25 protein-coding genes are annotated in these 26,581 nt (G+C 39.6%); 6 read left to right on the plus strand and 19 right to left on the minus strand.

The window, feature by feature from the left end; all coding sequences use genetic code 11:
• Positions 1-101: 101 nt before the first annotated feature.
• The 8 genes from AC0JIQ_RS11485 to AC0JIQ_RS11520 form a co-directional block, all read right to left on the minus strand.
• Complete coding sequence (locus tag AC0JIQ_RS11485) at positions 102-791, minus strand: SDR family NAD(P)-dependent oxidoreductase (protein ID WP_474201724.1); 690 nt, start codon at positions 789-791, stop codon at positions 102-104.
• Positions 792-1,565, minus strand: coding sequence for an SDR family NAD(P)-dependent oxidoreductase (locus AC0JIQ_RS11490; RefSeq protein ID WP_474201725.1), 774 nt, complete (start codon positions 1,563-1,565; stop codon positions 792-794). It lies immediately after the preceding gene.
• Positions 1,562-2,236 (minus strand): glutathione S-transferase family protein, encoded by a 675-nt coding sequence (locus AC0JIQ_RS11495; RefSeq protein ID WP_474201726.1) that lies wholly within the window; start codon positions 2,234-2,236, stop codon positions 1,562-1,564. The genes AC0JIQ_RS11490 and AC0JIQ_RS11495 overlap by 4 nt, the downstream gene beginning before the upstream one ends.
• A gap of 42 nt (positions 2,237-2,278) precedes the next feature.
• Positions 2,279-3,427, minus strand: a complete 1,149-nt coding sequence (locus tag AC0JIQ_RS11500) for a DUF6670 family protein (RefSeq protein WP_474201727.1) — start codon at positions 3,425-3,427, stop codon at positions 2,279-2,281.
• A gap of 97 nt (positions 3,428-3,524) precedes the next feature.
• Positions 3,525-3,968 carry a PaaI family thioesterase gene (locus tag AC0JIQ_RS11505; RefSeq protein WP_336943756.1) on the minus strand — a complete coding sequence of 148 codons (444 nt, stop codon included), beginning with the start codon at positions 3,966-3,968 and terminating at the stop codon, positions 3,525-3,527.
• A gap of 37 nt (positions 3,969-4,005) precedes the next feature.
• Positions 4,006-4,917, minus strand: a complete 912-nt coding sequence (locus AC0JIQ_RS11510) for an alpha/beta fold hydrolase (RefSeq protein WP_474201728.1) — start codon at positions 4,915-4,917, stop codon at positions 4,006-4,008.
• Positions 4,914-5,849, minus strand: a complete 936-nt coding sequence (locus AC0JIQ_RS11515) for a metal-dependent hydrolase (RefSeq protein WP_474201729.1) — start codon at positions 5,847-5,849, stop codon at positions 4,914-4,916. Before AC0JIQ_RS11515 ends, AC0JIQ_RS11510 begins: the two co-directional genes overlap by 4 nt.
• 16 nt (positions 5,850-5,865) lie before the next feature.
• Positions 5,866-6,732, minus strand: coding sequence for a metal-dependent hydrolase (locus tag AC0JIQ_RS11520; protein WP_474201730.1), 867 nt, complete (start codon positions 6,730-6,732; stop codon positions 5,866-5,868).
• A gap of 166 nt (positions 6,733-6,898) precedes the next feature.
• Between AC0JIQ_RS11520 and AC0JIQ_RS11525 the strand changes: the two genes are divergently transcribed.
• From AC0JIQ_RS11525 to AC0JIQ_RS11535, 3 genes are all read left to right on the plus strand, one after another.
• The gene (locus AC0JIQ_RS11525; protein WP_005215008.1) at positions 6,899-7,357 is read left to right on the plus strand and encodes a winged helix-turn-helix transcriptional regulator; all 459 of its coding nucleotides are present in this window, start codon (positions 6,899-6,901) and stop codon (positions 7,355-7,357) included.
• A gap of 146 nt (positions 7,358-7,503) precedes the next feature.
• Positions 7,504-9,033, plus strand: coding sequence for a cryptochrome/photolyase family protein (locus tag AC0JIQ_RS11530; RefSeq protein ID WP_474201731.1), 1,530 nt, complete (start codon positions 7,504-7,506; stop codon positions 9,031-9,033).
• A 2-nt stretch (positions 9,034-9,035) separates the two neighbouring features.
• A complete protein-coding gene (locus tag AC0JIQ_RS11535) occupies positions 9,036-9,197 on the plus strand; it encodes a DUF2256 domain-containing protein (protein WP_081407485.1) in 162 nt (53 codons plus the stop codon).
• A gap of 24 nt (positions 9,198-9,221) precedes the next feature.
• Here the strand turns inward: AC0JIQ_RS11535 and AC0JIQ_RS11540 are convergent, their stop codons facing one another.
• Entirely contained in the window at positions 9,222-9,779 is a 558-nt protein-coding gene (locus AC0JIQ_RS11540; protein WP_474201732.1) for a lipocalin family protein, read from the minus strand.
• Between the two features lie 320 nt (positions 9,780-10,099).
• Between AC0JIQ_RS11540 and mdh the strand changes: the two genes are divergently transcribed.
• The gene (gene mdh, locus AC0JIQ_RS11545) at positions 10,100-11,272 is read left to right on the plus strand and encodes an iron-dependent methanol dehydrogenase (RefSeq protein WP_474201733.1); all 1,173 of its coding nucleotides are present in this window, start codon (positions 10,100-10,102) and stop codon (positions 11,270-11,272) included.
• A gap of 366 nt (positions 11,273-11,638) precedes the next feature.
• Here mdh and AC0JIQ_RS11550 read toward each other — a convergent pair whose 3' ends face one another.
• Positions 11,639-12,820 carry a transcriptional regulator gene (locus AC0JIQ_RS11550; RefSeq protein ID WP_046738901.1) on the minus strand — a complete coding sequence of 394 codons (1,182 nt, stop codon included), beginning with the start codon at positions 12,818-12,820 and terminating at the stop codon, positions 11,639-11,641.
• Positions 12,821-12,962: 142 nt separating this feature from the next.
• On the opposite strand from AC0JIQ_RS11550, the gene exaC reads away from it, so the two are divergent.
• The gene (gene exaC / locus AC0JIQ_RS11555) at positions 12,963-14,474 is read left to right on the plus strand and encodes an acetaldehyde dehydrogenase ExaC (RefSeq protein WP_474201734.1); all 1,512 of its coding nucleotides are present in this window, start codon (positions 12,963-12,965) and stop codon (positions 14,472-14,474) included.
• A gap of 217 nt (positions 14,475-14,691) precedes the next feature.
• On the opposite strand, the gene AC0JIQ_RS11560 is transcribed toward exaC, so the two are convergent.
• The 7 genes from AC0JIQ_RS11560 to AC0JIQ_RS11590 form a co-directional block, all read right to left on the minus strand.
• A complete protein-coding gene (locus AC0JIQ_RS11560; protein WP_161794026.1) occupies positions 14,692-16,086 on the minus strand; it encodes an amino acid permease in 1,395 nt (464 codons plus the stop codon).
• A gap of 262 nt (positions 16,087-16,348) precedes the next feature.
• Entirely contained in the window at positions 16,349-17,323 is a 975-nt protein-coding gene (astE, locus tag AC0JIQ_RS11565) for a succinylglutamate desuccinylase (RefSeq protein WP_474201735.1), read from the minus strand.
• A 34-nt stretch (positions 17,324-17,357) separates the two neighbouring features.
• On the minus strand, positions 17,358-18,698 hold the full coding sequence (astB, locus tag AC0JIQ_RS11570; RefSeq protein ID WP_474201736.1) for an N-succinylarginine dihydrolase: 1,341 nt from the start codon (positions 18,696-18,698) through the stop codon (positions 17,358-17,360).
• A gap of 32 nt (positions 18,699-18,730) precedes the next feature.
• Positions 18,731-20,200 (minus strand): succinylglutamate-semialdehyde dehydrogenase, encoded by a 1,470-nt coding sequence (astD, locus tag AC0JIQ_RS11575; protein WP_474201737.1) that lies wholly within the window; start codon positions 20,198-20,200, stop codon positions 18,731-18,733.
• Positions 20,200-21,243, minus strand: a complete 1,044-nt coding sequence (astA, locus tag AC0JIQ_RS11580) for an arginine N-succinyltransferase (RefSeq protein ID WP_336937424.1) — start codon at positions 21,241-21,243, stop codon at positions 20,200-20,202. Before astA ends, astD begins: the two co-directional genes overlap by 1 nt.
• A gap of 22 nt (positions 21,244-21,265) precedes the next feature.
• Complete coding sequence (locus tag AC0JIQ_RS11585) at positions 21,266-22,471, minus strand: bifunctional succinylornithine transaminase/acetylornithine transaminase (protein ID WP_474201738.1); 1,206 nt, start codon at positions 22,469-22,471, stop codon at positions 21,266-21,268.
• Between the two features lie 79 nt (positions 22,472-22,550).
• The gene (locus tag AC0JIQ_RS11590) at positions 22,551-23,825 is read right to left on the minus strand and encodes a Glu/Leu/Phe/Val family dehydrogenase (RefSeq protein WP_152630142.1); all 1,275 of its coding nucleotides are present in this window, start codon (positions 23,823-23,825) and stop codon (positions 22,551-22,553) included.
• Positions 23,826-24,051: 226 nt separating this feature from the next.
• On the opposite strand from AC0JIQ_RS11590, the gene AC0JIQ_RS11595 reads away from it, so the two are divergent.
• Positions 24,052-24,474 (plus strand): Lrp/AsnC family transcriptional regulator, encoded by a 423-nt coding sequence (locus AC0JIQ_RS11595; protein WP_004660976.1) that lies wholly within the window; start codon positions 24,052-24,054, stop codon positions 24,472-24,474.
• Positions 24,475-24,556: 82 nt separating this feature from the next.
• Here the strand turns inward: AC0JIQ_RS11595 and AC0JIQ_RS11600 are convergent, their stop codons facing one another.
• Together AC0JIQ_RS11600 and AC0JIQ_RS11605 are read right to left on the minus strand one after the other, a co-directional pair.
• Positions 24,557-25,396: an SDR family NAD(P)-dependent oxidoreductase gene (locus AC0JIQ_RS11600; protein WP_474201739.1), complete on the minus strand. Its 840-nt coding sequence runs from the start codon at positions 25,394-25,396 to the stop codon at positions 24,557-24,559.
• A gap of 9 nt (positions 25,397-25,405) precedes the next feature.
• Complete coding sequence (locus tag AC0JIQ_RS11605) at positions 25,406-26,473, minus strand: amidohydrolase family protein (RefSeq protein ID WP_474201740.1); 1,068 nt, start codon at positions 26,471-26,473, stop codon at positions 25,406-25,408.
• Between the last annotated feature and the right edge of the window lie 108 nt (positions 26,474-26,581).

Consider the following 26,581-nt stretch of genomic DNA (forward strand, 5'->3'; position numbering starts at 1 on the left):
TCAACCAGCATCAAGCAATAGCTATGCCAAAAAAATTAGATGATTAATGCAGCCCACATAGAAACTGTTTGCTTTTCATTTATCATCACATGCAACATGGGCTAAATATTCATACTAAGTTCCTGACTCCAAGTCGATTCAGGTTGTTGATGAATATGCCAACAAACATTTTGAACCGATGTCATCAATGACCTATTTTGGCTATCCCAATCAGGCAGCATACAGTACGCAATATGAATGCCTTTCGGATGAAATTCTCTCGCCAATGATTGTGATAAAGCCCGAATACCTGCAAATATGCTTTGACTTAGAAGATCGATATGTGCTGCCATCGTCGGTTGCCCTCCAAGAAAAATCAATGTGCCGCCTTGCTGACGAAGCATCTGCTTGATCATGATTTGTGAAACACTGACTGCACTCAGTCCCGTATTTTGCCACTGCTGTTCGATCTGTTGATTTAAGTCAGTTTCTTTTTGAGGATACGGACGAAAGCTAGATTGAAATATACATAGTTCAATCTGATGTGCTTGCCGTCGAATATGCTGCATCAAATCTTTTAAAGCCGCCTGATTAATTAAGTTCAAAGAGACAAACGTCAATTCAGAATTTTGAGATTCAATCTTTACCGATTTTTGATTGGCATCATGTAAGACCTGATAAACATGTATTGCTTTATGCTTATGCTGTTCGATACAAACTTGGCTCAAGGCTTGAATATCATCGCCGAAGAGAACAATACAAGACTGTTGCTTGAGATGTGATTGAAGCAATCGTGTGAATATTTTCTTCATTTAGAACCGCTCCTGATACGGACGTAGGTCCAATTCATGTGTCCATAAATCACTACTTTGTTGATACAGCATCCAATAATTTTCAGCAATTGCTTCAATATTTAATCCACCCGTTCCACGCGTTAACCGAGCTAAACGTCCTAAACCAAACAAAGCTTTATTAACACGATCACCATCGACCATGCCATCAACCACCACATGCGCCACATGAATATTTTGCGATTTATAGTATTGTGCGAGATTTAAAGCATATGATCTTAATGCAGACTTCCCAATAGTAAATGCTGCGAAAAATGGTTTCCCTCGCATTGAGGCACTTGCTCCAGTGAAGATCAAAGTGCCCTTTTGTTGCTGTTCAAAAATCTTTAAGCTACTTTGCGATACCCAATAGGCAGATAAAAAAGTAGAACGCCACATTTTCGTAAAAAACTGGAGCGACGTTTTTAGAAAAATTGAAGGAACATTACCGCCAACATTATGAATCACTGCGGCTATCTCTTCCCCTGAATGCGTAATCGAATCAAATAAAATCTGAATTTGTGCAGCATCTTCAGCATCAAGAGATTTTGCAATCGCTGTTCCACCATGTAATCGAATTTCAACAGCGACATTTTCAACCTTCTGCAACGTACGTCCAATCACATAGACTTTTAAACCTGCATCAGCAAAACGTCGTGCGACGGCTGCACCAATGCCCTGCTGAGCGCCTACACCAATCACTACCGCACATGGTATAGGATCAGTTAGTGTTAAGCTGTTATTTGGCGTACTCATAATTGAACAATCCATTTCGCAATGTGAGGATAGCTCTTAATTTTTGCACCCCATACTTTACTCGTCCGCACGATTTCTAAAAGCTGTGAGCCAACTGCAATATCAGCTAGTGTTTGCACATCCCCAACGAGCCAACCTGTATTGCTTAAAACCAATTCGATGCGTTCTAAATGTCGAATAAATTCAGCCTCAATATCTGCTTTTGCCATACGCCCTGTCCCTTGCATTTTTAGTTGCAAACTCAGCGCAGATTTCAGTAAAGGTTTCATCAAAATGACTTCATGCTTTGGACGACCTTCAGCACTAATTTCCACAGCATGATTAAGCGCGTCAGCATCACTCACTCGGAAATGAATTTCATAAAAATATAGCAACTCATCAGCCCAATCTTCCCATAATTCGACATAAGCTTTTTGCAAAGGATCTACTGGATACAAACGAGGTAAATCAGGGTATCGCTCATCTAGGTAACGCGCAATTCGGGTACTATCTTGGATGCGTTGACCATCAATATCCAGTACGGGTACTTTCCCAACCTTACTCAACATTGGAACTTTAGCGCCCAAGACACCGTTATAATTGATGGTTTCAAATTCAATCCCTTTGAATTTCAGCATTCTTGCTACTTTTTGACAAAAAGGTGAAATTTCCCACTGATGTAAAGTAACCATTATTTTTGTTTCCTGTAAGTTAATATCTTTATTACGATTAGATTAGTCACGCTGATCAATATACTCAATATAACCACGACCCTGCGTAGTGACTCCTGATCTACTACCGTACCAGTGATATCCTCCTACGTAGCCAGTCGCTAGACCAAAAAGCATTGGCGTATCGACAGTAGCATTGATATCGAAAAGTAAGGTTTTATCTTTATCTATGACTTGCCAGCTAAATGTTTTAGGCAAACTCATTAAACTGCCATCTTGTCCCTGCGCGACTTCAGCTTGTAAACTCAAGACTTCAAAATGTACATCTGCATCTAAATGAATGGCTGTTCCATCTGCTTGTCTTAACATCGCAAACGCTGCAATTGAATGGTCTAAAATAGTCACATAGCCCAACAATAATTGTGTTGTTGCATCAATCATCAAAACTTGATAAGTAAAGAAATCCGCAGGAATCTTCAACCATTTTGGAATGGTTCTATTCAACGGATATGCCAACGAAGGTGCTTTCCAATGTTCCCATGTGGCTAAGCCTGATACTTTTTGCGTCTGATCCCGATAGCTAATTTCGCCCTCATAATTCATCAATAGGCTCATGTGCTTATAAATCGTACTGTGGGCAAACCAAGAGTTTGCACCGGTGGCTGTGAGTTTTAAATCAACAGTGAAATCTTCTCTACGACTTACTAATCGAAAATGAGGATACTGCCCTGATATTTCCGCATTCTCACCAAATCTGATTAAATTATTTTGTGGATCAAATTGCATATCATGTTGAATCGAATAACTCGAAAAAGCATTTTCATTTGCCAAAGCAGTACCATGAACCAAAACTGCTGTATTTAATGGTCCATCTTTAGGATCAACGAAAGCATCAGCGTCTACCACTTTTAGCCCAAGCATGCCAAGAATTGAAGCAAAACTTAGAAAATAATGTGGTGCAGGTAAATCAGCAATCATGATGCCAAAATGAGTGCCTTTAAATGGAAAAGGGTTATTAATGGCTTGATAAAAATCTGGACTGGGATACAGAATATCTTGATTCGGACGAGCAACCCCCATGATACGACTTGCTGCCTGAGTCAATAAACCGATCGCATGATCTTTAATCCCATGTTTAACTTTACGACTATTCGGCAACATTCGTCCTGTTACCGTAACTGAGATTTCAGATTGAATTTGTTTAGAGATCATTTTTATTCTCAATTCATCAAAAATGTTTTATTTCTCTTTCAACAATTGAATTGCGAAATTGAAAAAAGAAGGTTTTTGTACCTTCTTTTTTTGTTGATTATTTTTGACGAATAATCATATTAGTTGCTGTGGCGTGAGCATACAGCTTTCCTTCCTCATCACGCAGATAGCCTTCGGAAATTACCAAATTACGTCCAACATTAATCACTTTTCCTTCAGCAATAAGTTTTTTATTAAATGGCATTGGGCGGCACATTTTGATCGCTAAATCTGTCGTACCATAGCCTTCACCTGCTGCCAATACTGTATGGCACGCACATCCTGTGACAGAGTCGAGTACTGTCGCAGCAAAACCGCCATGCACACCACCTAGCGGATTGGTATGACGTTCATCTGCCGTCGCCATAAAAACGATACGACCAAATTCAACCTCTCCAACAACATCCATACCCATGGTTTTTGCAATACCAGGTGCGGGTACTAGACCTTGTTGAAATGCCTGCATGATTTCTAAACCCGTCATTTGATTTGGAGTTTTCATCTATTTAATCTCTTGCTGTTGTTGTGAAATAAAATGTTTAAGCAATTTGCTTTGATCTATTTTCTGAAATGGATTGGACAAATTGCTGAATCTTTTCTGCAATTGGTTGCGGGTGACTCAAAATCCCCCAATGCCCTGCGCTCACTTCGGTATAGCGAATATCCTCAACCCACTCTTCCATACCTCGGCTCAATGATAAGGGCACAAACGGATCTTGATTCATCAATAACATTTGTACAGGAATGCTAGTGCGACGGCGTGAAGGATTCAAAAGTGGTTTTACTAAATTCTGACGATATAGCCCCAAACCGCTCTTTGCATTTCTCAGTTGTGTTGGGCTTGCTTCGACCGTGGTATTTTCTAAATAACCCACAAGCGTTGACCACAATTTATCTAAGCCTAAATGCCACGTCAGTTCTGGCAATATCGGCATCTGAAACATCGCCATATAACCAGATGCGGTTATGCGCTTAGCGACATTAAAATAGCCTTGAAAATTTCGTTGAGCCAATTGACGCTGAAACCACCAACCCACATGATCCGCACTCGGTGCTAATGCGGTATAAGAAGCAATTTGAGGCTTTAAACGATCCCCCAATACGGCATCCCATGCTTGTAAAGCCCCCCAATCATGACCAACTAAATGAATAGCTTGATTTGGGCTCATTGCTTGAATGACTTGGAATAAGTCTTGTACTAAATAATCAAAAGCATAGCCTTGCGTGGTTTCAGGAATATCAGATAATCCTGTGCCTCTTACATCATAAGCAACCACATTGAAATCAGCAGCTAAACGTTCAGCAACTAACTGCCAGACATCGGCAGCGTCAGGATAACCATGTACCAATACGATTGTTTCTCGATCCTCGTCTAAAGACCCCCAATGATAAGCAGCCAAACAAATATTGCCTGAATGCACATAACGCTTGGTTTTTTCAAAATGATTCATGACTGCACCCGCGTAAAGATCTCGACTTTTTGCTGATGAGCAAGTACACCCGCAGATTGAGCTAAATAGCTTTGTGCAAGCTCTGTCGAAGCTTCGTAAAACGGATGATAATTGGGTTTAAAGAACCGTAAACTGGTGGTAAAAAACCACACAGGGCCAGGCATATAGCCATTTAAATCCGAACGATGCCAAGCCTTCCAAAATGCAGGTCGCCATAAGCTTTTTTGCTGCTTCGGAATCAATGGATCATCTTGCGCTAGTTGTACTGTACCCGCCGCCATCAGGTAAGTAAAAATAGGTGCTGTCACTGCCATCACCGCAATACGCAATAGATAATTGCCAGAAATATGCTGATAAACATCGTAAGCAACTGTGCGATGTTCAACTTCTTCAGCACTGTGCCAAGTGAATAAATCACTGACCACAGGATCACCCCCACGAGCTTCCCAATCGGAACGCGTCAAAACATATTGCCCAATTGCAGATGTAAAATGTTCCGCAGCAGCCACAAGCCCAACACGTGCATTCAGCCAAGGTCTTTGCCATGATTTCGGTAAGTTAAACCCTAAAGGTTTGTCCGCTAATACATGATCAAATAGATTGACGACACGTTTGTATTGCTGTTCTATATCAACACCATAGCGTACTAGATACGCGTCAATTGAGCCTTTATGTGCTTGAGAATGAATGGCTTCTTGTCGGATAAATATCTTGGTATCTTCTTTCAGTTTTTCATCTTCAATCAATGGCAATGCTTTATTAAACATGCGACAGAAAAAATACTCACCACGAACCAAGGTAAAACTAAAATGATTAACACCATGACTAGCTAATGGATCTTGTGGAATCCAATGTAAGGGCGAATCATTCCATTCAAATTTCACTTGTCGAGGAATCATCGCCCAACTTGCTTTTGATGCTTGTGATTGCATGGGTTATTCCTCAAACTTAAGCTGGTAAATGATTTTCGACTTGGGATAATCCAATTTTTACTTTGGTTTTTGCGACGATTTCAGACTCATCACTGTCATTTGGATGAAAATTAAAGCGGTAATAATCTAAAAATTTAGGGATAAAAACTTTATATTTCTCTCTACCATGTTGTGCAAATTTACGCCATGATTTTAAATTTAATAGTTGTTGATCACGTTTCAAAAGTACCACTTGATATGCTGTCGACATAACGGTAATCATGGCTAAACTAAAAGTGAAAATCGCAACGCGTGGAATATAAGCACCCAATCCTTTGCCATATAAATATTCATACATATCAAAGGCAACAGCCTTATGCTCAGTTTCCTCAAGGCTATGCCATAACCATAAATTACGAATGGTTTGATCAGTCATGAGTTCGTTGACATCTTTCATCATTTCTACCACAAGTACAGCGGTATAATGTTCTAAGCCCACTGTAACCAATAAATTCCATTTTTTGGGAAAGGTTCGTTCAATCGCTTTCAGGATAATCCCTGTGGTTTTTTCTAATGATTCAGGATCTAAACCATACTGCTGTGCACTACGATGAAATGCATGATGTTCTTTGGAATGCATGGCTTCCTGACCAATGAATGCTCCAATATCACGATCTAACTGTTCATTATTTTTGATTCGATCTCGTAAGGCACGAACTGATCGCACAAAATAAGACTCTCCTTCTGGAAACAGTGTAGACAAGCCCGTGAAATAATGGGTAAACGCTGGCTCATTATTACACCAATACTTCGGCATATCCTGAAACTCATAATCCATACGACGTACTGGGAATGATGCAGTTATTTTTTGCTTTGATTTTTCTTTCAACACTGACATAGACATAACTCACCTCAAGAATTCATCTTAAAATAGTAAGTTCTAAAAAGGAACTTATGCAAACAAAATAACTATGCTAAAATAGCTTGTCAATAAAGCAGATGTGATGGTGGCTAAAGTTGTCCTAAAATGACAGCTTACTTCCTCTAAAGACAAACCGATGGTGTAAGCAATGAAATGGCATGAACTCGGCGAAATGAACTGTCCAATTGCAAGGACATTATCCATTTTTGGTGATCGTTGGACCTTGTTAATTATTCGTAATGCATTTATGGCAACACGACGTTTTGATGACTTCCAAAAACAGTTAGGTATCACGCGCCACTTGCTTACTGAGCGTATTAACCGCTTGGTTGAAAACAAGATTTTTGAAAAAGTGCTTTATCACGAAGCTCCCAAACGCTATGAATACAAACTGACAGAAAAAGGGTTAGCACTTTATCCCATCATTGTCTCGATGAGTGTTTGGGGGAATTTATGGCAAAATGAAGATAAACAGTTTCCAGAACTTCGCTACTTACACAAAAGCTGTGGCAATATCATTCAACCAACGCTGAGCTGTAATTGTTGCGGTCAAAAATTAGATGCACGTTTGATGTCACCTGTTTATTTCACTGAAAATATTTCATAGTCTATATTCAAGTTTTAGCTGTTTATTTAAGTGTCCATACTGCTTAATTTAAAAGCTCTCAATCCAATACGATTAAAAAGAATTGCAGTATTCACAAGAACTTTACAACAGAAAAACTATATTTAAATTTTTAAGCGTGAAAGCTTATGCGCTACGGTTTAATTTTAGGTGATCAACTCTCGGAAGAGATCGCCACATTAAAAACACTTGATAAACATGAAGATGTGATTTTAATGGCAGAACTGGTTGAAGAAACAACCTACGTAAAACATCATCCTCAGAAAATTGCACTTATTTTTAGTGCAATGCGGCATTTTGCCAAATATCTTAAACAACAAGGATGGACTGTTCGTTATCAAGTTTTTGACCGTTCAAAAATAACAAATAATTTTCTTCAATTTCTTAAATCTCAATTAGATAAACAAGATGCAAAAGGTTTAGTCATAACCGAATGTGGAGAATACCGCTTACAATATCAAATCGAAAATAGTTGGGAAAAAGAACTTAACATCCCCATACAAATCCTTATAGACGATCGTTTTTTCTCTTCGATCCAAGCTTTTAAACAATGGAGTTCAACTGCCAAAGTCCTACGGATGGAGTTTTTCTACCGAAAGTTAAGACAGCAAACAGGCTATTTGATGCAGGCGGATAAACCAATTGAAGGAAAATGGAATTTTGACAGTGATAATCGTCAAAGGTGGAATGGAAGCCCCTCTATCCCTCCTGCTTTAGATTTTACTCGTGACCAGATTGATTTAGATGTGATCGCTTTAGTTAAAGTAGATTTTCAAGATCATATTGGTCAAATTGATCATTTCAACTGGGCAACTACACGTCAACAGGCTCTTCAAGCCCTTGACCATTTTATCCAACATCAACTAGTCCATTTTGGTCAATATCAAGATGCTATGGTCAACCAACAAGATTATATGTTCCATAGCCTCCTTTCTCCCTACCTAAACTGTGGATTGCTGTCACCCAAAGAAGTTTGTGATGCTGCGGAATCAGCTTATTACAATAACCAAATTCCGTTGAACGCTGCTGAGGGTTTTATTCGACAAATACTAGGTTGGCGTGAATTTATTCGCGGCGTTTATTGGCTGTGCATGCCGAATTATCGTGATCTCAATAAATTAAATGCTAAAAGAGACTTGCCCAGCTATTTTTGGACTGCTGAAACAAAAATGCAATGTATGCATGAATCTTTAAGAAACTCTTTGGAAAATGCTTATGCTCACCATATTCAACGCTTAATGGTGATTGGTAATTTCACATTACTGAATGGCATTTCACCCAAGCAAGTCAATGAATGGTATTTAAGTATTTATGCTGATGCATTTGAATGGGTACAACTTCCGAATACTCATGGAATGGTTTTATTTGCAGATGCTGGTCTTGTTGCAAGTAAACCTTATGCAGCATCAGGTAATTACATTCATAAAATGTCTAATTACTGTCAATACTGCCATTACAATGTAAAAACCAAAACTGAGCCTGACAGTTGCCCATTCAACAGTTTATATTGGGACTTTCTACATCGAAATCGAGTCTTTTTTAGTTCAAATCCGCGGATGACAATGATGTATAAGCAATGGGATAAACTAGAATTATCTGAACAAAACCGTATTTTAAAACGTGCCTCCCATCTTCAAAATCAGATCGAAGAACTCTAAGAATGCATAAAAAAATACATTTACCCGAGAAAGTTTGTCTAAATTGCCACCTCACATTTTCTTGGCGTAAAAAATGGGAACGATGTTGGAATGAAGTTCAATATTGCTCTAAAAAATGTAAGTCACAAGCTAAAACTAATAGTAAAAATCAGGCATCCAACTGAGATACCTGATTAAATGTCAAAAGCCTATGGTGTCCGATGAGGAGTTTTGATGAGCTTAGATAAGTCGTAACCTTGTTGTTTAGCTGTTTCAAGATATGAATTATAGGTAGCGTCATCAATTGTTGGTGTCTTAGAAAGAAGCCATAAATATTTCGTCGATGGCCCGCCTACCAATGCAACTTTATATTCAGGGTCTACTCGTAAAACCCAATAATCGCCTTTCGTAAATGGCAGCCAACGTAAACCTTTAGGTAAGAAACTAACTTTCAATTTACTATTCCCACTATTAGCAGGATAAGCCACACCTTCTGAACTATCCATTTGCCCTGTTTTAGTTCTACAGCTATTTAAGACCCCAATGGTTTTATCAGGATTAAGCGCATACACAGCAGTCGTATCACTTAGACAGTGTCGTTGAAAGTACATTGGCAAATGAGCGATCTCATACCATTTTCCAGCATATTGATTCACATCAATTTTATCGAGAGCAGAGGGTTTTTCAGCATTTGCTTGCATTGGTATTACAACAGCAGTCATTGCAGCAGACAATATTGTCATGCCAAATAAAGTTTTAGCTTTCATTTTATCCTCTTGATTTTATCAAAATTAACTAAACAATTTATAAAGATAAAATCGTGAATAAAATGTGAGATTTACTCTTTATTACATTTAAAAACAATTATTTAACAACATCAATATTCAGTAAAAATACAGATATTTAACTGTCTAATATGCATCGATTGCGCTGAGATAAAAATTCATATTATTTCATTTAAACAGTCTGAGACATTTCTTGGTAGGTTTTTGGTAGGTAGGAAAAATTTTTAAGCCTTGCATACTGAGCCTACAGTGATGAGATCACTGAATAACAAACAATGGAATATGGAAGAAGGAATCGCTCCATGGCTTTTAAAAATATTGCAGATCAAACTAACGGTTTTTACATCCCTTGTGTATCTCTCTTCGGACCAGGCTGTGCAAAAGAAATTGGCACAAAGGCACAAAATCTCGGTGCAAAAAAAGCGCTGATTGTAACTGACCAAGGCTTATTCAAATTTGGCGTTGCAGACACCATTGCACAATATTTAAAAGATGCAGGCGTTGAAAGCCACATCTTCCCTGGTGCGGAACCAAACCCAACTGACATCAATGTACATAACGGCGTACAAGCCTACAATGACAATGACTGTGACTTTATTGTCTCTTTAGGTGGTGGCTCATCACACGATTGCGCAAAAGGGATTGGACTCGTCACGGCTGGCGGTGGTCATATCCGTGACTATGAAGGTATTGATAAAAGTACAGTACCAATGACCCCACTTATTGCGATTAATACGACTGCGGGTACTGCATCAGAAATGACCCGTTTCTGTATTATTACCAATACCGATACCCACGTAAAAATGGCAATTGTTGACTGGCGCTGCACACCATTGATTGCAATCGATGACCCTAAACTCATGGTTGCAAAACCAGCAGGTTTAACCGCTGCAACGGGAATGGATGCACTTACACATGCTGTTGAAGCTTATGTATCGACTGCAGCAAACCCAATCACCGATGCCTGTGCAGAAAAAGCCATTACCATGATTAGCCAATGGTTACGCCCTGCGGTTGCAAATGGTGAAAATATTGAAGCACGTGATGCAATGAGCTATGCACAATACCTCGCAGGTATGGCATTCAATAATGCATCTCTAGGATATGTCCATGCCATGGCTCATCAATTAGGCGGATTCTATAATCTCCCTCATGGTGTATGTAATGCGGTATTGCTCCCTCATGTATGTGAGTTCAATCTAATTTCTTGCCAAGACCGTTATGCAAAAATTGCTGAACTTATGGGTGTAAATACTGAAGGGCTTACAGAAACTGAAGCTGCTTACGCCGCAATTGATGCAATTCGTGAACTGTCATCGTCTATCGATATTCCATCAGGTTTAACTGAACTTGGCGTAAAAAAAGAAGATCTTGCAATCATGGCTGAAAATGCTCAAAAAGATGCTTGTATGCTGACTAACCCTCGTAAAGCAACGCATGCCCAAGTTGTTGAAATTTTTAAAGCAGCATTGTAATCGACGCTTTTCCCGAGAAGTAAGCTGAATCTCTCCGACCGTTAGCTTACTTAATTTTAGGAATACCCCTCAAAAGGTATTCCCTTTTTTTATTTTATTCAGCTTCTCAATATCCATAATCGAAGCAAATTTCAGCGATCTTGTGAATCATTTTTTTCTAAATTAACCGCGTCTTTGATAAGGTCAAACGCTGCTATATATTTAAAAGATATGAACTAAATTAAGTCAACCTTATTGTTTTTCAATTTGATTAAATGATATGCCTTTAGACAAATTTTTCTAATGCCAGCTAAGTGACATCCCAAAAGATATCATCCATTGTTATTGAATAATAAAACAAAATTTTATTTTTTAGATCCGCTGTAGTTATGACATATCTCTGAATTTGCTCAGCGATTGATGTGCAGGATGATCTAAGGGTAATAATTCAATTAATCTTTCAACGGCATCAATTGCTTCAGGAAAATGAGCAACATGCTTCAGTAATACATCAATTTCTTTGGTTTTAAAAATCATATCGCTGAGACGTGATTCAAGACAATCTCGCCATGCGCATAGAAAAGGACTTTCTGTTTTTGATAAGAAGATACCCTTATACAATTGTAATGCTGAGGCGATATAACCCGAATCAAGTGCTTGTTCCACATACAAAAAATCAGCTTCTACATTTGCAAGTAAGCGATAAGGTCTTGAGCCTAACATTCCGCCCAAAATATCACGTAACTGTGACATCTCAGCCTTTAACGTTCCAACACTGACTTTACGCTCACCATAAAGCGCTTGATGTAAATTTTCTAAATTTAAACCATTCGGGCAGAGCGCTAAAATTGCCAAAATTTCAATTTGACGTGGCGTTAAAACCAAAGATTTATTATTAAACATTACTTGCGGTGAAGCAAAAGCACGGATATATAAACGCTGACGTTGCTGTTCAATGAGAGCAGTTTGAATAATAGATGCACAACGCTCAGCAGCCAATACACCTAGTGTATTGTGATTTTTCCAAGTTGTAGATAAATCCACGACACCTAATACTTGTTTGGAGTAGGGATCAATCACTGGCGCTGCATAACAAACCCAGTCATGCACTGACTCCATATAATGCTCATTTGAAAACACGCAACTAGATTGTTGAGTCTTTAAAGACAGCGCTAAGGCATTCGTGCCGACCTCTTCTTCTGCCCACTGACCGCCTGCAATAAAATGTACCTTTTCAGCCGCGCTTTGCATCTGCGTGCTCGATGCAGTCCAAATAATTGTACTCCCAACATCTCCAACGGCGATGACCATAGATGACTGTGCTGCAATATGACTGAGATCATTTGAGCACGCTTCTAATGCTAAATCTAAAGTCGTTTTTGCTTTCTTATGCTGTGCCAATAAAGGTGCAGCCAAGCGCTCTTTTGGAATAGCAGAAGATGCTGAGCGTTGCCAAGAACTGGCAATACTTTGTCCTAGCATTTCGGCACTTTGCGGCGACAAACTATTGTGTCGTTTAAGTTGATCAATTGATGTTCGTTGTTGTAATAGGTCTCGTTTTGTAAACATTTGTGTATCCCTTACTAATGACCACGGTTTCCAACCTTTCTCCAACCTTCCCAGCTATATCCTAATCAAATAGCGTACAAAAGTACCTTATACCAAAGCTGTAGATGCTTAATAGATCAATTATAAGCAAAGGAATATATATATGCGTTATGTCGATCCTAATCAACCTGATTCAAAGGTTCAATTCAAAGCTCAATACGAGAACTTTATTGGCGGTCAATGGGTAGCACCTATTAAAGGAGAATACTTCGATAATGTCTCACCTGTCGATGGCAAAGTATTTACAAAAATACCGCGTTCGTCAGCTGAAGATATTGAACTCGCATTAGATGCAGCACACAAAGCCAAAGCTGAGTGGAACAAAAGCTCTCCGACAGTGCGTTCAAATATTTTACTTAAAATCGCCGATAGACTAGAACAAAATCTAGAATATCTTGCCATTGCAGAAACTTGGGATAATGGTAAGCCTGTTCGAGAAACACTTGCTGCCGATATTCCATTAGCAATTGACCACTTCCGCTATTTTGCTGGTTGTATCCGTGCACAAGAAGGTGGTATTTCAGAAATCGATGAAGATACGATTGCTTACCATTTCCACGAACCTTTAGGTGTCGTTGGACAAATTATTCCATGGAACTTCCCAATTCTCATGGCTGCATGGAAACTTGCTCCTGCACTAGCAGCAGGTAACTGTGTCGTATTAAAACCAGCAGAACAAACACCTGTAGGCATTCTACTCGTTTTAGAGTTGATCCAAGATATTCTACCTGCTGGTGTATTAAACGTAGTGAATGGCTATGGTGCCGAAGTAGGTCGTCCACTTGCCACTAGTCCTCGTATTGCCAAAATTGCATTTACAGGTTCAACCCAAGTTGGACAGTTGATCATGCAATATGCAACTGAGAATATTATTCCAGTCACTTTAGAACTCGGTGGAAAATCTCCAAATATCTTCTTTGAAGATGTTATGGATCAAGAAGATGATTTTCTTGATAAAGCACTTGAAGGCTTTGCAATGTTCGCACTCAATCAAGGCGAAGTTTGTACTTGTCCCTCTCGCGCATTAGTTCAAGAAAGTATTGCAGATAAGTTCTTAGAAAAAGCCATTGAGCGTGTGAAACGTATTAAAGTAGGTCACCCACTTGATACTGAAACAATGGTTGGTGCTCAAGCTTCACTAGAACAACAGGAAAAAATCTTACGTTGTATTAACACTGGTCGAGAAGAAGGTGCTGAACTTCTTACGGGTGGTGGTGCTAGACAAGAAGTGGGTGAAGGTTTCTATATCGAACCAACTGTCTTCAAAGGACACAATGCCATGCAGATCTTCCAAGAAGAAATTTTTGGGCCAGTTCTATCTGTAACAACGTTCAAAGATTTTGATGAAGCCATCAAAATCGCAAATGACACCATCTATGGTTTAGGTGCTGGCGTTTGGGCTCGTTCTGCACATACTTCATACCGCGCTGGTCGAGCAGTTGAAGCAGGACGTGTTTGGACAAACTGTTACCACATCTATCCTGCTCATGCTGCTTTTGGTGGTTATAAAAAATCAGGCGTTGGCCGTGAAAATCACAGAATGATGTTAGATCACTATCAACAAACCAAGAATTTATTGGTGAGTTATTCAACTAAACCTGCTGGTTTCTTCTAAAACATGAAGAGCAATATTGACCTATAAGTCAATATCCAAAATCAAATGAAAAGAGCAAGTGCTACGGTACTTGCTCTTTTTTTTTTACCATCTCTATTTGAAGTTTTTTTTAAATTATATAAACAGCCAAATGATCATTTCCTAAAATAAAAAAGACGAATCGCAACTCAAAAATTCTGAGTATAGATTCGTCTTTATGAAAGATTAGCTTATACAGTTAAGCTTTGTTTTTATAAAAGATATTGTAGCTTGCATAGCATGCGATGATAAATAGAACACAGCAGACAAAACCAACTTGCATTGAAGGATCTGCCACCATACTAATACAGGTAATGACACAGAATGCCCCACCTAAAATTGGTGTCAACGGAAACAACGGTGCAGCAAATTTAAGATCTTTTACCGTTTTTCCAGACTTGATCCATTGTCTACGGAAATTAAATTGGCTCACACAAATTGAGATCCAAACCACAACCATGGTAAAAGCGGCAACACCCAATAAATTTTTGAAAATAGTTTCAGGCGCAAATTGTTCAGATAATAAACCAGGAATTGCACCAAACATGGTGACAATAATGGCAATAATTGGCGTGCCTGAACGTGTCAATTTAGCAAAAACTTTAGGGAGTTGATTCTGCGTTGACAATGACCACATCATTCGAGAAGCAGCAAATAAACCAGAGTTGGCAGCCGATAATAGTGCAGTGATAATCACGAAACGAATAATATCTTCCGCATATGGAATACCGATGTAATTAAATACAGTTACAAACGGACTATTACTTACGCCACTCGCGTTAAGTCCAGCCATTTCATAAGGTAAAAGTGCACAAATCACCACGATCGTACCCACAAAGAAAATCAACAACCGCCAAATCGCAGCATTGATTGCTTTCGGTACCGTTTTCGCAGGTTCTTCAGCTTCACCAGCGGCAACCCCAATCAATTCTGTACCAGAGAATGCAAAATTCACAATCAACATAGTCGCAAAAATTGGGTAAATACCATTTGGAAACCAACCATGTTCGGTCAATTTACTAAACAGCGGTGCTGATTCATGTCCATGGTAAGGAATGAAACCGAAAATTGCAGCTAAACCCAATGCAATAAAACAGATAATGGTGAGCACTTTAACCAAAGACAGCCAAAATTCCGACTCAGCAAATAACCGAGTGGAACTCACATTCAGCGTAAAGACCAGTGCCGCAAACAATAAAGTCCATGTCCACATGGATATGGAAGGAAACCACTCCTGCATGAGTAAAGCTGCAGCTGTGAATTCAGTACCTAATGTTGCTGTCCAGGTCAACCAATACAACCAAGTGATCATATAGCCTGTACCTGGTCCAATATAGGTTCGGGCATATTCACCAAATGAACCTGAAACAGGCATCTGTACTGCTAGTTCGCCTAAACACAGCATCACCATGTAGGCAATCACACCGCCTAAAAAATAAGAGAGAATTGCACCTATGGGGCCTGCCTGAGAAATGACATCACCTGAGCCTAAAAATAGCCCCGTACCAATTGCACCGCCCAATGAAATCATCACCAAATGACGTTTCGTCATAGCACGTTTCAAGGGCTTACCCACTTCTCCTGATAATGACATACTTGATTGGCTGGATGTGTCTTGCTGGGGCACATATTGCTCACTCAGGCATTCCCCGGATAGAAATGACTTTTCATTATTGTTACTCATACACGATCACTCCAACTATCTTTTTATGACAATCTGTCCTTGCTTTCCACTTCATAAAAATGAATATCCAATGGATATTTTTTCCGATCTTTTGTTTTCTACTGAACATCCATATTCAAACTCCGTTTCAGTTCATTCCTTGTTTACATCTCATATAACCGTTCGATGTATCCTATTTAATTTCCTTTAAAATCAATCCTGCCCGAAGTCCTGTTTTTACATTGGGGTTCGGAAATAAGATCCAGACTTGCTGATCCTTTGCAACATAATTGCTCACTTGCTGAGTTGCGATCACTTCACCTTTCTGAAAAGTAGAGAAATTCGGTGCATCGGCATTGAGTTGCAGTTGAAAATCATCACTCTGTTTTAATATTGAATCGATGACCTTAAATTGGCGAATCGCGTGCTTCGCTCGAACAGGCAATATCTGTTCTGCAAGAACCGCACGCAACATTTGGTCTGTACTCGCAAATTCAGATAAATCATTTTGACCAAAAGGCTTAGCTTTGCCTAACTCCAAGGTACTACTCGCCGCCTGAAAACGTTCAGCAGTAAAATGAGTAAAGGTTTTTCCAACCGCATTGTGATAGACCAAAGCATCGAGATCCGCAGCATTTAAGCTTTGAATCAGGAAGTCATCATAGGGTTGTGTTTGATAGGGAAATAATGCAAATACAGGCAGTAATGATGCACGAATTGCAGTATGCAGATCATAATGATAGCGCTGTGCTTCCGGCTGACTTTGCTGAAAAAACTCTGAAGTATACTGTTCTAATTGTGCTGCTCGATGCGTTTCATCATCTTGTGCTAACTGCTGATATGCACCACAAAACATTCGGTTCATATCATTTTCGAGATAACGAACACCTTGTCGAATTGCCTTAGGATTACCTAAAACAAAGAGTACACGCACCGCTAATTTTAAATGCTCAGCAAATAGGTCATTAATGATGTGAGACAATAATTCAATCGGTGCTGTTTCATTGCCATGAATTCCAGCAGAAAGCACCATGGTTTTTCTATACGCTGTTTTAGGTGTACATTGCAGTAACCCTTCACCTAGCCATTGCCATGTAAACTCAACTGTTTCACCCTGCATTTGCTCGGGTGTCTGTTGCGCTAAAGTCAACGCGAGTAGATCAACCATGTACTTTCATCCTTAAAAGCCGTTCTTTGCTGTTTTATCTTTGGAAGTGATAAACCGAGCCTAAATTTAAAATCTTAGTGAGTTCATCTAGCGCAGTACGGCTCTCAATCAATAAACTTGGATCAGCCAAATCATCCTGCGTTAACTCATCACGGTAATGCTGATCCACCCACTGATTCAGTGTTTTGAACAAAGCATCATTCATGAACAAGTTTGGATTGACTGCATTTAGCTCAGCTTCATTTACAGCAACACGTAATCTTAAACACGCAGGTCCGCCGCCATTCCGCATACTTTCACGCAGATCAAATACTTTAATGTCGTCAATTGGTGTTCCCATTTGAATCATGTCATTCAAGTAACTCCAAATGGCTGAGTTCTGACGAGATTCTTCTGGTACAACAATGCTCATGCCACCATCAGCACGGGTCAAAATTTGACTGTTGAATAAATAAGTTGAAACAGCATCTTCAACCTTCACTCGACTTTCAGGCACTTCGATCGAAATAAAATCTTGCTCAATTTCGGCCATCTTGTGACGAATTTCATCTAAAGCTTTAGATTGATTTAAAAATGCATGTTGGTGATGGAATAACACCTGTTGGTTACTGACGGCGATCACATCATTATGAAATACGCCTTGATCAATCACGTCAGGATTTTGCTGAATAAATACAGTACGCTTTGCATCTAAACGATGTAAACGCGCAATCGCTTCACTCGCCTCACGTGTTTGACGTGCAGGGAATTTTTGCGGTGCAACTGTACCACCAAGTTGTTGTTGACCGTAAACAAAAACTTGCACGCCAGCCTGATCATAAGCACCGCCTAGACGATTATGATTGGCTGCACCTTCATCGCCAAATAAAGCAGCTTCTGGCAATGCTTCATGATGCGCGAAATATACATCATTCTTGAACATCGCTTGAAGAATACGAGTCGTTGTATGATGCTCAATTGATCGATGGAACTTATTATTTAGGTTTGCAGCAGTAAAATGCATTCGCCCATCAGCACTGTCAGCTGATGGTGATACCGTGCACGAGTTCGCGGTCCACATCGATGACGCTGAACTCAATGATGATAATAAAGCAGGTGCAGTACGCATGGCTTGAGCAATTACATCAATATCACTACCCGTAAAGCCTAAACGACGCAATGTTGGTACATGCGGACGCTCTTGTGGTGCAAACACGCCTTGTTTGAGTCCTAAGTCTGCAAGGGCTTTCATTTTCTTCAAGCCTTGTTTTGCCGCAAGCTTAGGATTTGATGCGTTATTACGGTTTTTAGTTGAAGCCACATTACCAAATGATAAGCCTGCATAATGATGCGTAGGACCAACTAAACCATCAAAATTGATTTCATAACCAGACATTTTATTCTCCATGTGTCCCGATGCGATCCGTCTTAGAGCACAATGCCCGGTGATAATTTTGCAGGAAGCGTCACGTTATCACTTTCCAATGATGCCATTGGCCAAGCACTATAATCTGCTGCATAAAAGGCACTCGCTCGGTGATTACCAGAAGCACCTACTCCACCAAACGGTGCCGCACTTGAAGCACCAGTCAATGGTTTATTCCAATTCACAATACCCGCACGTGCTTCAATCAACACACGATCAAATAAATCTCGGTCAGGTGAAACCAAACCAACTGCCAAACCAAATCGAGTGTTATTGGCGATGCTTAATGCTTCATCAAATGTGTTGTAGCGATAAATCGTCGTCAATGGACCGAAGTATTCATCATCAGGAATACCATCGACCTGTGTTAAATCTAAAATACCTGCGGTCAACAATGAACTGTCTGCTTGTGGACGTGTCATTTCTAATAATGGTTTTGCGCCTAAAGTAATCAGTTTAGTTTGTGCTACTAACATTTGTTCAGCCGCACGAAAAGAAATCACGCCACCCATAAATGGTTGTGGTTCAGCATTCCACTCACCAACAACTAGATTCTTCGCGACTTCCACAAAACGTTGAATGAAGGTATCACCATTTGCACCCTGCTTAACAATGATTCGGCGTGCACAAGTACAACGTTGTCCTGCCGAAACAAAAGCCGATTGAATAGCTAAATTCACGACAGCATCAATATCAGTTGCTTCGTCAATGATGAGAGCATTATTGCCACCCATTTCTAAAGCAAGGATTTTTTCAGGCGCGCCCGCCATTTGCTTATGCAAGTGATAGCCTGTATTGGCACTGCCTGTAAACAACAAACCGTCAATTTGTTCAGCCGCAGCAAGTGCCTCACCTGTACTACGCCCACCTTGTACGATATTCAATACGCCATTCGGCAAACCAGCTTGCTGCCATAACTTTGCCGTTTCTTCCGCAGTCCAAGGGGTGAGTTCACTTGGTTTAAACACTACGGTATTGCCTGCAATCAATGCAGGAACAATATGACCATTTGGCAAATGACCTGGGAAGTTATATGGACCAAATACAGCCAAAACACCATGTGGACGATGACGTAGTGAAGCAATACCATCTGGCATTCTAGTTTCACTGAAACCCGTACGTTGATCATAAGCACGAATTGAAATCGCGACTTTGCCAACCATTGATTGCACTTCAGTCAATGTTTCCCAAAGTGGTTTACTGGTTTCTTGGCTAATCACTTGAGCCAATTCATTTTTATTCTGCTCAAGTAGACCTGCAAAACGTTCAATAATTGCAATACGATCTTCTAACGGCATACGTGCCCAAGCAGGAAATGCCTGACGAGCAGCAAGACATGCCTGCTCAACATCAGCTTGGCTGGCTTCATGACCTGCCCAAATTTGCTGATTGTTAACAGGGTTGGTTTTACTGAATGCAGTTCCTTGTCCTTGGATCCAAGCACCATCAATTAATAATGCACCTTGTGACATTAGTTCTTCTCCATTTTTTCTAATGCTAAAACACGTACTTGATCGTGTTCAGCAATATTCAGTGCTTGTGCTTGTGCTGCTGTCATCTGCAAAGTGTCACTTTCAGTGATTTTGTTATTGATCAACAACACGCAATAATCTTGGTATTGGTCATTCGCAACCAAAAAATGAGTTTCTGTCGTTTCAACTTGCTCAGTGATTTTAACGTTGAGCAAACGACTCTCTTTGACTGCACGTAGTTCAGCGGTATTGGCTTCCAGTGTTGGCCCTGCATCAAAAATATCCACATAACCCTGATATTTAAGCCCTTCTGACATCAGCACTTTTGCCGCAGGCAATGTGTGTGGATGTACTTCAGCAATCACAGCACGTGCTTCTGAGGTCAGCAAATCAACGTAGACTGGAAATCTCGGCATAAGTTCTGCGATAAACGCTTTTTGTCCTACACCACTTAAATAATCCGCAGCTGCAAAATCCATATTGAAAAATAGATAACCGAGCGAATCCCAAAATGGCGAATGTCCATTTTGATCTGAAAAACCACGCATCTCAGCAATCAATCTTTCTTCAAAGAAAGAACGAAACGCTGCAATAAACAGAAAACGTACTTTTGATAAAAACTTACCGTTTTGGTTTTTGCGGTATTCAGGATCAAGGAACAAAGTGCAAAGTTCACTGCAACCAGTATGATCATTACTTAAAAAAAGAGTATCTAAAGTCTTATACACATTTAAGGCTTTAGAGGCATGCACCTGTTTTGCTACACGGAAGTTGTAAAATGGTTCTTTTAACCCCACTGCAACTTCAATCGCACTCACACCCACAATTTTGTGAATACTGGTATCTTCTAAAACAAACAAATAACTTGCCTCACACTTTTCGGTTAAGCCCGCTAAAGTGTGAGTCGTACGTGTAATACGTTCAGCTAAGATTTCTTTGTTTTCTGGTAAGGAGGTCAAACCAATGCCTGACTCTCCTGCTCTTTGCGCTAAACGATAAATATCATCTAAGTCCCGATGCGCTGCATGTCTAACAATCATCATGGTTAGATGCTCACAACAAGATTTAGAGGCGTGCTAAGGCACGAGCAAAACGATTTAAACCTTCGTCAATATCTTCCATTGGAATAATTAGTGAAGGGGTAAAACGTACGACATCAGTACCCGCAACCAACGCCAACAAGCCTTCTTCACCCGCTAAAGTCACGATATTTTTTGCTTTGCCTGCATATTCATCTTTCAGTACGCAACCAATTAATAGACCTTGACCGCGGATTTCTTTGAATAAACTATATTCAGCATTGATTTTATTCAAAGCATCGATGAAATATTGATGACGTTCTTTAACGCCGTCTAAAACTTCTGGTGTATTAATAAATTCAAACACCGCACCAGCCACTGCACAAGCCAATGGGTTACCACCATAAGTCGTACCATGATCACCCACCGCATACATGTTGGCATAATGATCTGTAGTAATCATTGCACCAATTGGGAAACCACCACCTAAGGCTTTTGCTGTCGTTAAAATATCTGGAGTTACGCCAGTATTCATATAGGCATAAAGTGAACCTGTACGGCCAACGCCTGTTTGTACTTCATCAAAAATCAGCACAGCGCCTTTTTCATCGCACAACGCACGTAAGCCTTTCAAAAATTCGATGTCGGCTGGTAACACACCACCTTCGCCTTGGATCGGTTCTACGATCACCGCACAGGTATTTTCAGTAATAATAGCTTTAGCAGCATCTAAATCATTAAATGCCGTATGCTCAATTCCACCAGGTAAAGGTGCAAAATCTTGAGAATATTTAGGTTGCCCACCTGCTGTTACGGTAAACAAAGTTCGACCGTGGAATGCATTTTTAAATGCAACAATATGATTTTTATTTGGATTGCCACTGAGTAAACCGACTTTACGTGCCAGTTTTAATGCTGCTTCGTTCGCTTCTGCACCAGAGTTACAGAAAAATACTTTGTCAGCGAATGTACTTTCAACCAATTGTTTTGCAAGGCGTAATACTGGCTCATTGGTATAACCATTACCAATATGCCAAAGTTTTTGAGCTTGTTCTGTTAAAGCATTTACCGCAACTGGATGGGCATGACCTAAAGCATTAACCGCAATACCACCTGCAAAATCGATATATTCTTTATCGTTTTGATCCCAAATACGAGAACCTTCGCCACGAACCAAAATGAAATTTGCTGGAGCAAAAACAGGCACCATCCAATCATTAAAATTGCTACGTGTAATTGCGACTTCGCTCATTTTATTTACTCACTTCCTGTTTTGATATGCAGGCTCATTGAATATTCAATGAGCCGTTTGCTTTAACTTTATGGATGGTTTATCCCGGGAAAATACCGCGTTCTTTACGAGCTTTGAGGATACGTTCACATGCTAAAATATAAGCTGCTGTACGCAAGCTACATTCCTTTTGTGCTGCGGTATTCCACACATCACTCATGGCCTGAATCATCAGCTTGTCGAGACGTTCATTAATTTCGTCTTCGCTCCAGAAATAACTCGCCATATCTTGAACCCATTCAAAATAACTAACGGTTACACCACCCGCATTACAAATTACGTCAGGGACTACAGTAATGTTACGGCTAACGAATACATCATCTGCTTCTGGATAAGTTGGTCCGTTTGCACCTTCAAGCACAATTTTCGCTTTGAGTTTTTGTGCACGTTCAACCGTAATCTGACCTTCCAATGCTGCTGGAATCAGAATATCCATATCGACATCCCAGAACTCTTCATCCGAGATCACAGTAGCTTCAGCAAAACCTTTCACGCCACCCTGTTCAGCAACATGCTTTTGTAATGCTTTTACGTTAAAACCTTCAGCATTAAAAATTGTGCCTGTGTGATCTTGCACAGCAACAATTTTTGCACCTGCATGACTAAACAAATAAGCAGCTTCATTACCAACGTTACCAAAGCCTTGAACCGCAACTTTGCTGCCTTCGATAGGTAATTTGATACGCTCTGCAACTTGCATACCTGTAACAAATACGCCACGACCTGTTGCACGAACACGGCCGAGTGAACCACCTAAATGCACAGGTTTTCCAGTCACAACACCCGTAACCGTATGACCTTTAATACTTGAATAAGTATCCATCATCCAACCCATGATATTGGCATTAGTACCAACATCAGGTGCAGGAATATCAATTTGTGGGCCGATAATTGGGCTAATTTCACTGGTAAAACGACGAGTTAAACGCTCTAATTCACGTGTTGAAAGTTCTTTAGGGTTAACACGAATACCACCTTTTGCGCCGCCAAATGGGAGATTAAGCACCGCAGTTTTAATGGTCATCCATGCTGATAACGCCATGACCTCATTCAATTCAACATCTTGGTGATAACGAATACCACCTTTACCAGGACCACGAGAGAGATTGTGCTGTACACGATAGCCTTCAAAATGACGAATTGTGCCGTCATCCATCACGATTGGCACATCAACAATTAGCGTACGTTTTGGTGTTTTCAGTGTGTTGACAAAGTTGCTGAGGTCGGCATCCAAATAAGGTGCTACACGATCTACTTGAGTGAGAAAGGTTTGCCAAGCACTACCATTTTGAGCCGCATATGATAAAGACATCATCTTTTCCTTAATTAATCAATTGTCCCTGTTATCTACAGATTCCCTTACTGCAAAGGTTTCCGCTTACCCCATCGTTCCGTGTCAACATAGATCTCTTGATTCATTCGAAAAAAATGTTTGGGGCTTCGTATATTGATTATTATTAAGAATCAAATTGATTCACAAAATTCTTTATAATGATTAAAATGAATTAATTTTTATCAATTTGCTAATAGTAAGTATCAAAATGAACAATATTGATCATATTATCTTAGGTTTACTCAAAGATAATGCCCGGATCTCAATTACAGATCTGGCCGCAAAAACACGTGTATCAAGAGCAACGGTACAAAAGCGAATTGAATATATGGAATCGACGGGCATCATCACAGGATATACTGTACGCTTCCGCCCAAATGTAGAGAAAAATATTATTCGTGCTTGGATGAATATCATGGTGGAAGGAACCAAAGCGCAAGCGGTTATTCGTGAATTACGCCTAGAATCAGCCGTTGAACGCCTGCATACTACAAACGGGAAATGGGATATTTTGGTTGAATTACAGTCCGATAGTTTAGAAAACTTTGACAAAGCACTCGAACGAATTCGAAATATTTCAGGTATTTATAATAGTGAAACTAGCATTTTACTTTCTACATATAAAACATAACGATAGACGATGATTCACATTAAAATGAATCCACTAGGATGCTCACACAAATTAAATGAGCATCCTTAGATTGAAGAATATTTTAACTTTTTTTCAAAGTTTTTTTGGTTAAAAAATCTAATGCTTGAGAATAATGAGTTGGTGTAATCCGCTGAATCAAATCTAAAATTTTGGCATCATTCCCAATCAATACCCGAGCTTTGTCATGTTTGACCGCCTCTAAAATGATTTTTGCAGCTTCTTCTGGTGGGGTTTTCAGGACTTTATTAAATGATCGACTAGCCTTTGCTGGATTCATACCCAAAGAACGGATACTGTCACTCATACGAGCACTATTAGCGATATTGGTTCGTATACCACCTGGATGTACACAAGTCGCACTGACACCATTATTTTGCATATTTAATTCTTGACGTAATGATTCGGTAAAACCACGCACAGCAAACTTTGTTGCGTTATAAGCACTTTGAGAAGGTTGAGCAGTGAGTCCAAATAAACTAGAAATATTAATGATATGCCCTTCACCACTTTGCTTTAAATAAGGCAAAAACTCTTTTGTGCCGTAGACAACACCCCAAAAATTAATATTAAAAATCCATTCCATTTCTTCATAGCTCATACCTTCTACGGTGCTTGCTAATGCAACGCCGGCATTGTTAAAAATCAAATTGATTTTGCCGTGATCTTTGAAACTATTTTCCGCCCATTCACGTACAGCTTGCTGATGAGAAACATCTAGTTTGGTTAAAGTGACTTTCACAGGATATTGTTTTACTAGAGATAATGTTTCAGCTAAACCTCGATCATTCACATCGCTCAAAGCTAAATCAGCCCCTTGCTGTGCTAATAAAATTGCAAGCTGTTGACCGATTCCAGAACCTGCACCCGTAATTGCAGCAACTTTTTGATTAAAACTTTTCATATGATGACTCTAATTTAATTGATAAAAATTGGCAGCGTTTTGTCTAAAAATGGAATACATCGCTTGATCACCATAAGGTGTGATCATTTCAATATAAGCTTGGATCAAATCGCTTAGCGTTGCATTTGCTTTATCCATAGGAAAATTTGAAGCAAAAATGATTCGATCTGGACCAAATACCTGTATTGCATGTTGAATCAATGGTGTTAATAAATTCACCATTTCATATACGGTTGCAGTACGGTATTGTTGATAAAATCGGTGTCCTAACACTGGCATCATCAGTCCAGAAATCTTGGCATAGACATTTTTCTGCTCAGCCAAAACTGCCAAATCGTGCTGCCATTGCTGGAAAATGGCAGCACGTTGTGACGGTGTTTGACCCGTTTTTTTGCCAATAGGGCCAAAAAGTCCTGCGGGTGTTGCCAAATGATCAACGACTGTAGGTGTTTGAGGAAATTGTTTCGCTAATTTTGTAATTTCTGAAATTTGTGTTGAATAAGCCCACGCATCAAAAGATAAATCCATTTTGGCAAGTTGTTCAAAGCCTTTAAGGAATTTTTTAGACTGATATAAATGTGCTTGATCACACCAACGATAAATACCAGAATCCTCATGCCAAGAAGCCATTTTACGAATACCTCTAAATAGAGGGCTGGCATCTTGATGCGCTTTTAAAATCTGTTTAAATTTTCGATCTCGCGGGTCGGCAGTGGCAATAATTGCACCTAGCTTTAAATTTTGGTCTTTAAAATTTAATTGTTGAATCCATTTGGTTTCTTCGACAACACCAAAGCCTTTATGATGATGCCAATTTGCTTCGACATGTACTACGCTTTCAATCGTATGATGTCCTATATCTTCATGATAATTATGAGGGAGATAAGGGCTCAACGCATATTTAGTTAATCCTAGTGTGTCTAAAAGTGGTTTCGGTTTAACGAATCGCACAACTTTATCCATCACACGGGGATAATTACCCAAAGCTTTAACCAACAAGGCAGCAGAATGTGGAGTATGGTATGGATCCCATTGATGGATATGCGGATCTATAATTGCAAAATCGAGTTTTTTCATTCCGACACTCTTTATTATTTCAAAAGATGAAGATGTGATGATCATCGTCCCAAATCATCATTTATTTAATTTTTAAAATACGGCTTATTTTTAGAGTACAGAACAAAA

It is taken from the genome of Acinetobacter sp. FB, assembly GCF_056033405.1.